13 protein-coding genes are annotated in these 12,264 nt (G+C 31.6%); 11 read left to right on the top strand and 2 right to left on the bottom strand.

The genetic code is table 11. The features are described 5' to 3' along the window. Positions 1-71: 71 nt before the first annotated feature. The 10 genes from glp to Q1A73_RS15140 all read left to right on the top strand — a co-directional run bounded on the left by glp (position 72) and on the right by Q1A73_RS15140 (position 9,659). Positions 72-1,247, top strand: coding sequence for a gephyrin-like molybdotransferase Glp (glp, locus tag Q1A73_RS15185; RefSeq protein ID WP_299607106.1), 1,176 nt, complete (start codon positions 72-74; stop codon positions 1,245-1,247). 144 nt (positions 1,248-1,391) lie between these two features. Continuing rightward, positions 1,392-1,724, top strand: a complete 333-nt coding sequence (locus tag Q1A73_RS15180; RefSeq protein WP_299607104.1) for a LysR family transcriptional regulator — start codon at positions 1,392-1,394, stop codon at positions 1,722-1,724. Continuing rightward, positions 1,721-2,293, top strand: coding sequence for a molybdenum cofactor guanylyltransferase (locus Q1A73_RS15175; protein ID WP_299607102.1), 573 nt, complete (start codon positions 1,721-1,723; stop codon positions 2,291-2,293). Before Q1A73_RS15180 ends, Q1A73_RS15175 begins: the two co-directional genes overlap by 4 nt. Further along, positions 2,284-2,523 carry a MoaD/ThiS family protein gene (locus Q1A73_RS15170; RefSeq protein ID WP_299607096.1) on the top strand — a complete coding sequence of 80 codons (240 nt, stop codon included), beginning with the start codon at positions 2,284-2,286 and terminating at the stop codon, positions 2,521-2,523. The genes Q1A73_RS15175 and Q1A73_RS15170 overlap by 10 nt, the downstream gene beginning before the upstream one ends. Positions 2,524-2,593: 70 nt before the next feature. Further along, positions 2,594-3,031 carry a molybdenum cofactor biosynthesis protein MoaE gene (locus Q1A73_RS15165; RefSeq protein WP_299607095.1) on the top strand — a complete coding sequence of 146 codons (438 nt, stop codon included), beginning with the start codon at positions 2,594-2,596 and terminating at the stop codon, positions 3,029-3,031. A 2-nt stretch (positions 3,032-3,033) separates the two neighbouring features. Continuing rightward, entirely contained in the window at positions 3,034-3,948 is a 915-nt protein-coding gene (moaCB, locus tag Q1A73_RS15160) for a bifunctional molybdenum cofactor biosynthesis protein MoaC/MoaB (protein WP_299607093.1), read from the top strand. Continuing rightward, positions 3,938-4,966, top strand: coding sequence for a GTP 3',8-cyclase MoaA (moaA, locus tag Q1A73_RS15155; RefSeq protein ID WP_299607091.1), 1,029 nt, complete (start codon positions 3,938-3,940; stop codon positions 4,964-4,966). The genes moaCB and moaA overlap by 11 nt, the downstream gene beginning before the upstream one ends. A gap of 129 nt (positions 4,967-5,095) precedes the next feature. Then, complete coding sequence (locus Q1A73_RS15150) at positions 5,096-6,499, top strand: ATP-binding protein (protein ID WP_299607090.1); 1,404 nt, start codon at positions 5,096-5,098, stop codon at positions 6,497-6,499. A 228-nt stretch (positions 6,500-6,727) separates the two neighbouring features. Continuing rightward, positions 6,728-8,035, top strand: coding sequence for a carboxypeptidase-like regulatory domain-containing protein (locus Q1A73_RS15145; RefSeq protein WP_299607088.1), 1,308 nt, complete (start codon positions 6,728-6,730; stop codon positions 8,033-8,035). A gap of 172 nt (positions 8,036-8,207) precedes the next feature. Further along, positions 8,208-9,659 (top strand): S41 family peptidase, encoded by a 1,452-nt coding sequence (locus Q1A73_RS15140; protein ID WP_299607086.1) that lies wholly within the window; start codon positions 8,208-8,210, stop codon positions 9,657-9,659. A gap of 7 nt (positions 9,660-9,666) precedes the next feature. Here Q1A73_RS15140 and Q1A73_RS15135 read toward each other — a convergent pair whose 3' ends face one another. Continuing rightward, complete coding sequence (locus Q1A73_RS15135; protein WP_299607084.1) at positions 9,667-10,149, bottom strand: hypothetical protein; 483 nt, start codon at positions 10,147-10,149, stop codon at positions 9,667-9,669. Positions 10,150-10,291: 142 nt separating this feature from the next. Between Q1A73_RS15135 and Q1A73_RS15130 the strand changes: the two genes are divergently transcribed. Continuing rightward, complete coding sequence (locus tag Q1A73_RS15130) at positions 10,292-10,810, top strand: lipocalin family protein (protein WP_299607082.1); 519 nt, start codon at positions 10,292-10,294, stop codon at positions 10,808-10,810. A gap of 17 nt (positions 10,811-10,827) precedes the next feature. Here the strand turns inward: Q1A73_RS15130 and Q1A73_RS15125 are convergent, their stop codons facing one another. Continuing rightward, complete coding sequence (locus tag Q1A73_RS15125) at positions 10,828-12,264, bottom strand: rubredoxin (protein WP_299607081.1); 1,437 nt, start codon at positions 12,262-12,264, stop codon at positions 10,828-10,830.

Here is a 12,264-nt window from a genome sequence, read left to right as displayed (position 1 = left end):
ATTTTATCTCTATTATTTAAAATTTAGGTTTACTACACACAAAGCAATACTTTTACAGAAAATATTTGCATATGATTTCTGTAACTGAAGCACTATCTATAGTCTCTAATGTAAGTTATACTCCCAAAAAAACTACTGTTTTATTAAAAGATGCTGATGGTCTTGTTCTTAGTGATGATGTTGTTTCTCCTATAAACATGCCTCCTTTTCGACAATCAGCAATGGATGGATATGCCTTATCATTGCATGATAACAACTCATATGAAGTAGTAGGTGAAGTACCCGCTGGCAGTAGTATTGATTACTCTTTATCTCCTGGACAAGGAGTACGGATTTTTACTGGAGCCAGAGTACCTAATGATGCTGAAACCGTAATAATGCAGGAAAAAGTACACAGATCCGAGAATCATATATCGATCGAAGATCAGGTGCCAAGAAATAGCAATATAAGACCTATCGGAGAACAAATCAAAGAAGGAGAAGTTGCTTTAAAAAAGGGAACACAATTAACTCCTGCTGGTATCGGCTATCTAGCAGGATTAGGAATCACCGAAGTACAAGTTTTTAATCCACCAAGTATCGCTATAATAACAACCGGTAATGAATTAGTCACTCCTGGACTTCCCTTACAAGAAGGTCAAATCTATGAAAGTAATTCTGTGCAATTAGAAGTAGCACTGAAACGGTTGAATGTCAAAAAAATTCAGAACTACACTGTACAGGATGATTATGATAGTACGAAAAACACCGTAAAAGAGGCGATCACAAATCATGAAATAGTTCTAATAAGTGGAGGAATTTCTGTAGGGGATTATGACTTTGTAAAAGATGTATTAGCCGAGTTAGAAATAGAAGAATTATTTTACAAGATTAAACAAAAACCTGGTAAGCCTCTATTTTTTGGTCGTAATTCAGATACTTTAGTATATGCACTACCTGGTAATCCTGCTTCTTCCCTAACCTGCTTCTACATATATGTGCTCCCTACAATTAGAAAAATAATGGGGATAGCATCTGAAGGATTAAAAAGAACAACCAAAGCCATTACAAAGGATTTTAGTAAAAAAGGAGACAGAGCACAATTTCTGAAAGCAAAAGTCTCTGGTAAAGCTGTCGAAATTCTTGAAGGGCAGAGTTCCGCTATGCTATTAACATATGCAATAGCCAACGCGTTGGTCTATATTCCTGAAAATATGAATACAATTTCTAAAGGTGATTCAGTGGAAACAATTATTTTACCTAAATAGAATTCTTATCGTTTTTGAGATAAAAAGCTGTTATTATTCAATAGTTTGACTGAAATCCTATCTATTTTGAGAAAATCATAAAAATTTCTGAAAGTATCTTTTCTTCATTTTTTTCGTTATATCTTGCAGGAAACAACGGTGGAGATGTATCAAATAAAAAGTAGAATCTGGATAGAAGGTAAAGAAGGAGTTTTCCTTGGAGAAGGAAGAATAAAAATCTTGAAAGCTATCGCTTCTGAAGGTTCTGTTTCTAAAGCTGCTAAATCTTTAGGTATGTCTTATAAAAAGGCCTGGAACTTAGTAGATTCTATTAATAAAAATGCTTCAACTCCAGTTATCAAAACCAATACTGGCGGTAGTGGCGGTGGTGGAACGGAAATTACGGAGTATGGATTAAAAATGATCCTTGCTTTTGAAAACATTAATAAGAATTGTTGGGATTTTCTAGATGAGCAACTAAAATCATTACAGCTATGAATTTGTCCAAGGATACAGATATCACTGGAATTATATTAGCTGGTGGTAAAAGCAGGCGCATGGGAGAAGAAAAAGGCTTGAAACTTCACTTAGGAAAACCTTTCATTTCTTACATCATCAGAGCCTTAGAAACTATTACCAATAAGATATTCATCATTACGAAAAACGAGGATTATGAAGTATTTGGATATCCTTGTATTTCGGATGACTTTCCTAATTTAGGACCTGTAGGAGGCATCTATACAGGTTTAAAGAATACTTTAACTTCTCAAAATCTCATTTTGAGTTGTGATATTCCTTTTATCACTCCGTCTGTTTTACAAGAGCTGGTTTTAAAAAGTGATTCGGATTATGATGTCATTACTTATGAAAAGACACCCTTGGTGTCCTTATATAAATCCACTGTATTACCTATTTTTTTAGAAAGTATCCGGCAAAACCGTTTAAGTCTCTTTAGAACCATGGCAGCACTAAAGGTTAAAAACATACAAATAAGGAATGATATAAGACCATTTTTAGAAAATATAAATACGCAACAACAATATCAAGAAGCTATACAATGGAATTAAAAATTTTATATTTTGGAATGATAGCTGAAGCTACGAATTGTAATGAAGAAGAGATTTCTTTGCAATCGGGAAGTACTGTGGAACAACTAATTCATAAGCTAAATAACAAATACGATAAGTTGAAGGATCTATCCTTCAATATAGCTATTAATAAAGAAATTTCAGATCATTCTACACTACTTAATTCCAGTTCCGAAATCGCACTACTACCCCCTTTTGCTGGTGGCTAATTTGATAAAATTATAAGAATATTGATTAAAACCAACGGTACATTCCATTAAAAAAAGAACAAAAATACTAATGAAAAAGAGAAAAACTGTATTTGTAGAAGGACCAATTAGTCCCAGTTTTATTGCTAATTCTATAGAAAAACATCAAACAAAAACTACTATTGGTGCACACGATATTTTTCTGGGTCAGGTACGTGCTGATGAGATAGAAGGTAAAGTGGTACAAGCAATTGATTATACTGCTTATCAAGAAATGGCAGAAAACAAGTTCCACGAAATTAGAGAAGCTACCTTTGATAAATTTGATCTTACTTGTATGCATATTTACCATAGTCTGGGAAAAGTAAAAGCAGGAGAAATATGTCTTTTCGTTTTTGTTTCGGCGCCACATAGAAAAGTAACATTTCAAGCATTAGAATACTTAGTAGATACTATAAAAAAAGAAGTACCAATATTTGGAAAAGAAATTTTTGAAGATGAAACTCATACCTGGAAAGTTAATAGTTAAAAATGGTAGATATTACACATAAAAATAACACCCTAAGAATTGCAACAGCCCAAGCTATTGTAAACGTTGGTAGTACAAAAACAATAGAAGCCATTATATCCAAATCTATTCCTAAGGGAGATGTTTTTGAAATGGCTAAAACTGCTGGTTTATTTGCTGTAAAAAAAACAAGTGATATTATACCTGACTGTCATCCACTACCTATTGAATATACTGGTGTAGATTACAAAGTAAATAACCTTGAGATTGTTATTGAAATGACAGTTAAAACTATCTACAAAACTGGTGTCGAAGTTGAGGCAATGCATGGTGCGTCTGTGGTGGCTCTTACTATGTATGATATGCTTAAACCGGTAGATAAAAACGTAGAAATCAAAGAAATTAAGCTTCTTAGTAAAAAAGGAGGAAAATCTAGTTATAAGGATAATGGAGAACCTTATACTGCAGGAGTTGTAGTATGTTCGGATTCTATTTCTGCTGGTGAAAAAGAAGACAAAGCTGGTAAAGCTATTATTCAGAAACTAGAAGAATGTGGAGTGACTGTAGAAAAATATATTATCATCCCAGATGAAAAAGATGAAATACAAAAACAAGTAAAAGAATTGCACAATGCTGGTAATGACCTTATCATCTTTACTGGTGGCACGGGGTTATCTCCAAGAGATGTTACACCTGAAGCTATCAGCCCGTTAATAGAAAGAAGAATTCCAGGAATCGAAGAAGCGATTAGAAACTACGGTCAAAATCGTATGCCTTACGCTATGCTTTCTAGAAGTGTTGCTGGAGTTATTGGAGAAGCGATTGTGCTAGCATTACCAGGCTCTACTAATGGAGCAAAAGAATCAATGGAAGCTATATTTCCTGCCCTTTTGCATACTTTCCGTGTATTGAAAGGCGCTAAACACTATGGAAATTAACAAAGAAGATTTGAATACAAATAATAAGAACATATTAACAGATAATTTTGGGCGTAAGCATACATACCTCAGAATTTCACTAACAGAAAAGTGTAATCTAAGATGCACTTATTGTATGCCTGCCAATGGAATTCCGCTAACACCCCAAAAACATTTAATGACCTCAGATGAGATTTATGAAATTGCAAAAGGGTTTGTTGATTTTGGTGTTACGAAAATAAGATTAACTGGTGGTGAACCCATGGTTAGAAAGGATTTTCCGCTCATATTAGAACGCCTAGCAAGTTTACCTGTAGAAATTGGAATTACCACAAATGGCGTATTAGCAGATCGTTTTATTCCTCTTTTGAAAGAAAATAATATTAAAACTATAACTATTAGTATCGATTCTTTGCAAAAGAATAAATTTGAGAAAATAACAAGACGAAATGAATTTGACAAAGTCTGGAATACCATACAGTTGTTTCATAACGAAGGCTTTGCAATAAAACTAAACGTTGTTCTTATTAAGAATTTCAATGACGATGAGATTATAGATTTCATTAATCTTACAAAAGATCAAAATATTACTGTACGCTTTATAGAGTTTATGCCGTTTGATGGGAATCAATGGAACATGGAGAAATTAGTGTCTCTTCAGGAAATTTTAGATAGAGTACATTACACCTTTCCATTACAACTCTCTAGATTAGAAGATCTTCCAAATGATACTTCCAAAAATTATAAGATCAATAATTACCAAGGTCAATTTGCTATCATTAGTTCTGTAACTAATCCTTTTTGTGATACTTGTAATCGTATTCGCCTCACGGCAGATGGGAAATTGAAAAATTGCTTGTTTTCTGGAAATGAATTCTCCTTATTACAGCCCCTAAGAGATAAAAAGCCTCTAGCTCCAATAATTCAAAATGCTTTACAACATAAATTTAAGTCTCGAGGTGGAATGGACACCTCAGAAAAACTAGAAAACCCTGCATTACACACCCAAAATAGAAGTATGATTAGTATTGGCGGTTAAGTCCCTATCAATCAATATTTTCATCCATTTACAAAAAAACCACTATATTTAACCACATATCCCATTAAGGCCCCAAACTATCCTTATCGGATGATTAACTAACATAAGATTGTCGTTAATAAACCATCTATGAATCAAAAATCGTGGTTAAAATCTGAAGCAGCTAAATATGCTCTTTACGGAGTATTGTTTGGATGCGTATTTCCGATACTTGCAACTTCTATTGATATTGTAAAATTGGGGCAAGAATTTTCTTGGGAAGCTATTATTTTTGTACAGAAAAATTACCCTATTCACTATATTATAGATACGGCTCCATTTTTTCTTGGACTATTTGCCATGTTCGGTGGTCGTAATTTAGATAAATTAAAAGAAAAAAATAAACAGATTCTACAAGCCTCTAAATTCAAACAAGATTTTTTAGCAAACATGAGTCATGAAATCAGAACTCCTATGGTCGGAGTTATTGGAATGATTGATTTGCTTTTTAAAAATACTTCATTAAATGATTTACAAAAGGAATATGTGACTACCATACACCAGTCTTCTCTAAATCTTCTGGATATATTAAATCAGATTCTTGACCTATCCAAAATGGAAGCAGGAAAGTTTACCCTTTCACCGAAAGCCATTAACTTTAAAAAATTAGTTAATCAAAATGTTGATTTGTTTTTAGCCAATAGTAAGGCTAAAGGAATCAATATAGTGTCAGAATATTCGGATGAACTACCTGAGCAAATTTATGCAGATGATAAAAGACTTACACAAGTTATCTCTAACTTAATAGGTAATGCAGTAAAATTCACCAATGAAGGAACGATTAGAGTAAAATCTTCTTTGGTAAACAAAAAGAATGATGATCTTACCATAAAGATAGAAGTTATAGATTCTGGAATTGGAATTAGTAAACGTGATCAGGTATCCCTTTTTAAAAGATTTAGTCAAGTACATAATAATGAACTACTTGTTGGAGAAGGAACTGGTTTAGGGCTTACTATCAGTAAAAAACTTGTTGACTTACTTAATGGAAAACTTGGAGTAAGTAGTGAATTAGGAAAAGGAAGTAATTTTTGGTTCACCTTTAAAACAAAAGTATCAGAAGCTATTATTCCAGATGTAGAAAAGGCTTTTGATAAGAGTAAAGATCAAAAATTTAATCTTCATATTTTATTAGTAGAGGATTCTGACACTAATATACTTGTATCCAAACAAATATTGAAATATCTCGGTTGTACTGCTGATGTTGCTAAAACGGGACGAAAAGCCTTGGAGATGTTTGAAGAAGACACCTATGATCTTATATTAATGGATATTAATCTACCCGAATTGGATGGGGTAGAAACCTGTAAATTAATAAGACAAGGATATAAAAAAGTACCACCAGTGATCGCTATTACTTCTAATGCCTTGCCAGGAGACGCCGAACGCTTTATAGCAAAAGGTTTGGATGATTATATCACAAAACCGTTTACTACAGAAATATTAAATATAAAACTCAAAAATTGGTTCGGAGATCATAGTGGATATCACTAGAATTCTTATTTTATTTTTTTAATTCTTTTTTTGAAATGAAAACCAACTGTTTCCGTCTAACCCGAAAATATCGATGTTTTCGAAAAGCTCATAAAGATCTTAAAAATATATAATTGGCTCATTTTTAACTATTATAGTCAAAATCTCATTGGTAATTTTAGTATATTGTATAATTCGCATTCTACCTCCAATACTAAAGAATGAAATTATTAACTGAATAAATTTGTTATGAATAAAAAAAATACTTTTTTAAGCAAAAAGCATCTTTTCTATTTGCTTAGTTTATTTTTAATAGTAGGACATACCCATCAGCTTCAAGCGTTTAGTTTTTTTCAAGATACAGGGATTCAAGCGGGTAATACTTATGATGAATATAAAGGAATTGTAGTAGACCAACAATCTAATGATGTTTTGGTATCAGCTACCATTTCATTAAATGGAACTAACATATCTACAATTACGAATGCTGAAGGTGAATTTTTATTAAAAGTTCCAAAGAACAGCTCGAGTACAAATATTACTGTTTCGTTTTTAGGTTATAAAGACAAAATAGTTTCTCTTTCTTCATTAAAAGGAAATAACGCTAAAATTAAGTTAACTGCTACCATAACAGAATTAACAGCAGTAAACATTGATCCTAGGGATCCTGAAGCTCTTATAAAAGCAGTTATGAAAAAACGTGGTACAAATTATCAAAATGATAACACCATTATGACCGCATTTTATAGAGAAACCATCAAAAAACGTAGAAAATATGTATCCCTTTCTGAAGCCGTAGTAGATGTCTATAAAAAACCCTATTCCTCGGATAAAAATGATGTAATTAAACTATACAAAGCAAGAAAAAGTGCAGATTACAAAAAGCTAGATACACTTACCCTTAAGCTTCAAGGAGGACCATCCAGTACTTTATTTATTGATGTAATGAAAAACCCTGATCTTCTTTTTACAGAGGATATATTAAATATATATGATTTCACTTTTGGAAATTCTACCAATATCAATGATCGCTATATTTATGTATTAGACTTTAAACAAAAGCCTTACATAAAAGATCTTTACTATTATGGAAAGCTATATATTGATTCTGAAACCTTGGCATTAACCAAAGCTGAATTTAGCTTGAATCTTGAAGACAGAGAAGAGGCCAGTAAACTTTTTGTTAGAAAAAAACCATCGAGAGCCAAAGTATACCCAACAGTTGCTACTTATAATATGAATTATAGAGAGAAAAACGGTAAATGGTACTACGGTTATGGAAAAATTGATTTAGTATTTAAGGTAAACTGGAAAAAGAGATTATTTAACTCTACCTATAAGTTAAATATAGAAATGGCTGTTACAGATTGGAAAAAGAACCCAGATAATGAAAACCTTAAATTTAAGGATCGTTTAAAATCTTCTGTTGTTATTAGTGATGAAGCCTCCGGATTTTCGGATCCAGAATTTTGGGGAGAGTACAACGTGATTGAACCAGAAAAGTCAATTGAATCTGCTATCAAAAAAATCAAAAAGCAGCTACGAAAGCTAAATTAAATTTCGCTTTAAAGTTATAATAAAAACAGGTGCTAATAAAGTACCTGTTTTTTTTATGCTGTACTATAAATATTCACAAAACAGATTTATTATTTTTACACGATAGGAAAACAAAATGTCACATCTTTTTTAAAGAAGTGTCTTTAAACGTAGTATACACAAAATTTATCATATGAATCATATTGGGTACATGGTATCTTTTATTCTAATATCTACCTCGCTTTTTGCTCAAAAAAAAATAACATTAACCAAAGCAAAAGAGGACTTTAAAATATTCCAAAATATTCTTAAAAAAGGTCATCCAAGTTTGTATGATTATATCGATGAAGTAACATTTGATTCTTTAGTAGATAACACACAAGATTCATTCTCTGAAGAGATTACAGATATCGAATTATTTAAGAAGATGCAGTATATAACAGATCAGGTAAAAGATGGTCATTTAATGCTATTTGCACCAAATACGGTAAAAAGCACTCAGTATTATTTTCCTGTGATTATAAAAATTATTCAGTCAGATTTTTACGTAGACACAGATGATTTTGGAATTCCTATAGGTTCCAAAATAACCCATATTAATGATATCTCTACTGTTAAAATTTTAGACGATTTAAAAAAATATGCTCCTAGTGACGGTCATAATCTAACTAGAAAATATAGGGATATTGAATTAAAATTTGGCTTATTCTATATCTATGAATATGGATTACAGAAAGAGTATACCATCAAATATATAGAACCAAACGGGATTGAAAAAGTTATCACGCTTCCTGCAGAGTCTTTTGTAAATGTGAAACATAGAAATATTAACAGAAGCTCTTATTTCTCTAACTATCATGATGCTAAGGATAAAGTAGCTTTTTTCTCTAAACATATTAATAATAAAGAACCTTTTGTTTATTACAAAAAAGATTTAAAAACTGCTGTTCTCGTTGTCAATTCTTTTGGAGTAGACATTAGTGCTTTCAAATCTCGTTTAATAAAACTCTTTAAAGAGATCAATAAGAAAAAAATAAAGCATTTAATTATTGACATACGCCAGAATGATGGAGGTTTCCGACCTAATTCAGTGCATCTATTTTCTTTAGTTACCAATAAACTATTCAAACAAAGAACTAGTACGTTTGTTTCCTCTTTAGAAATACCTGAAAAATCTTATGCTACCAGAACATTTGGTGAAAAAGAATTCTTAAAAGACAAGTTTTATCATCACCCTACTTCAGATGGTTGGAAATTAGATTTTGATGATCTAGAAACTATAATGGTACCAGATAAAAATAGATTTAAAGGTAAAACCTATGTTCTTGCAAGCGGTACTACCTTTTCGGCTGGTTCTGCGTTAGCTCTTTTAGCTAAAAATGATCCCGATATACTTTTGGTTGGAGAAGAAACAGGAGGTGGTTATTATTCCCATATTGGTCAATTCCCAGTTTATTATGAACTACCTAATTCCAAAATAATGATGATAATGTCTATGGAAAAAATAAAACATTACGTTAAAGATAAAAATGTTCCTAATGGTTCTGGAGTAATACCTGATAGAGCGATATCAATTTCTGTAGATGACTTAATAAAAGGGAAAGATGCTCAGCTAGATTATATTTTGAGATTGATAAAAGGCTAGAGAACCACTATTCTTCATCAAGTAAAGAATCTAATAATTGATTATAATCGTATTGTAAATCCTCATGTAGTGTAGTTATAACCTTTCGTATACTTGCTATTTGTCTACTAAAAATACCTGAAAGAACTTTATTGTTAAAAATAGAAGGTTGAATTTGTTTTAGCTCGGTACAGAAATGAATCATTATCTCAACTTCTGTATCTTTCTTACCGGAATATCTTATATATTTCTTACTGTTCCTTAATATCTTACGTACACTTTTTTTAATGTAATAATAATTCTTAGTATTAATAAGATCGAATTCATTGGATATTTCTTTTTGTACTTCTAAAATGTAATTTCTTTCATCTGAAGCTTCATAAAGTAAATAAGTCAATAGTTCTTTGTTTTCCTTTTTAAATTTGGACAAACGTAAACATAGTGCTACTAGTTCTTGTGGAGAAGAATTCTCTAATTCTATTTTAAGTTCTCTTACAGTAGCTGCTTTCATGGGTAACAAAAAAGGTATTTGCGAACTTAGTTATAAAAATTAGATATATTTATAAATGGTGCATAGATATTTATAAAAAACAGGAATAGTATTTGATGAAAGCATACCTATGAAATCACTATAAAATCTTTAACAACAGAACATGAATAAATTTTTCTTAATAGTACTATTACTTTCTTTTGGAGTGAGCTTGAATTCTTGCGCTGACGAACCTAAAACACCTTATCAAATACCAAAAAATGCCATAGAATTAGTTTCCGGAACCTCTGGTAAAACATGGAAAATTGCTAAACGATATAATGATGGAACTCGAATGAATATGGCTGGTTGTTTTCTAACCTACAGGAATACTTATTTCCCTAATATGACCGTTAAAGATAACAACGACACTCAAAAAGACTGTGGACCTTCGTTAAAGGCAGATTGGGAGATCATTCAAAATAAAAAAGGACATTACTTTATTAAGGTAACCAGTGATCAACTTCCAGAACTCCTGAATACAGACAAAAATTATAAATTCTTTCAAATAACATATCTTTCTAAAGACAGCTTAGAGCTTAAATACAGACATGCTCAATTTTCGGGTCAGGTAAGATCTATTACAGATCTATATGTTCAGGAAGATATAGACGTTCCCAATAGAGATTTCCATAATAAATAAGAAAAAGAGATCGACTATTAAACCACCTCTAAGGTCATTTTCTCAAAATCTTCTTTTGGAGCATCACATAACGGACATTGATATGTTTCAGGAAGTTCTGAGAAATTCGTACCTGACGAAATTCCTGATACCATATCTCCGATAGATGGGTCATAAATAGTCTGACAATGCTTACATTGATAAACCTCTATTTCTGTTTTTTCTTTTTTAGCAGGACTTCCTGTATAACTTTCATTATCTCCTTCTCCTAAGTTTTGAAAATAGGTTTTGGTTAGCTCTAATAAAATCCCTGGTAGATCCATTTGATCTATATCTTGTGCGTACACAATATACTTTCTGGTATTAGGATCAAAGTTCTTAGCATATAAAACATTGTACGTAGGTCTAATCACAAAATCTTTTACAGCATCTGGAGTTTTATTTTCTTCAATAACAACTGAAGTAAAATATCTTTTTTGTTTTCTACGTATACTTATAGCAAAAGTCATCCCGTAGGTACTAATATCGTTTTGATCAAAATTCATGACCAAAAATTTCTTTAGATCTAATGCTTTCTGACTTCCTACTGGTAAATGCCAATTTAACTCTAGAGCAGAATGCCTTACATTTATACCAAATTGTCCTAAAAGCTTTTCTAATGCCAACTTACATTCTTTTGGAATTCCTTTGATAATAAATGACTTCCACGGAGTTAAACATATTTTCCCGATGCGATATTCTATACAAAATTCGCATAACGCTTTCAAAAACTTGAGATCATATTTATTGTTTCTCCAATACAATCCCAACCAATACTGATTGATCCCCATTTTATTCATCCCTTCATAATAAGGAAATGGCTTAAAACCGACACCTAAAGGCTTTTCTATGGTTCTATTATTAGTATCAATACTTTCATTTAAAAACTGGAATAACTCATCTACATTATTGACCTTTTTATAAATCTTTTCAATTTCTTCAGCTACTTTCGCTATATCCCAAGTATAGATCAATACTGGATAATAAACCTCTTCCCATCCTGGTAATTTCAAAAACAAATACCAATAATCTTCATGTATAGAAGCAATAAAGTTAAGATCTCCAGAAAACAACGAAACCATCTGTTGCTGAGGATCCGAGATATTAATTTTTAGTGTTGGTTTGTATCTAAATTGCTCTAAAATATAGAGATAGGTAGTACCTCGAAGCCAAACGGTAGAATTAAATATATCAATAGACACGTATGAGCAACTTATATTTTGCTCTACTTCTGGTGCAAAAAAATCTGGTTTAAAAGATTCTTTTTCCTCGACTAATCTTCCATTTTGATCTTTGGAAGGGAAAATAATATCCTGTCTAGATCCAAAATGAAAGGTATCTAATCCTAAATCCTCTGCATACAGGATAATTCGTTGCAATTCACTTGGTGATAAAATTCCACCTTTTATATTTACTCTATGCATAAAATCTTCCAT

Source organism: uncultured Aquimarina sp. (assembly GCF_947492115.1).
Lineage (GTDB): Bacteria > Bacteroidota > Bacteroidia > Flavobacteriales > Flavobacteriaceae > Aquimarina.
The sequence above is the reverse complement of the archived record's forward strand: the minus strand, read 5'-3'. Positions and strand labels throughout refer to the sequence as shown.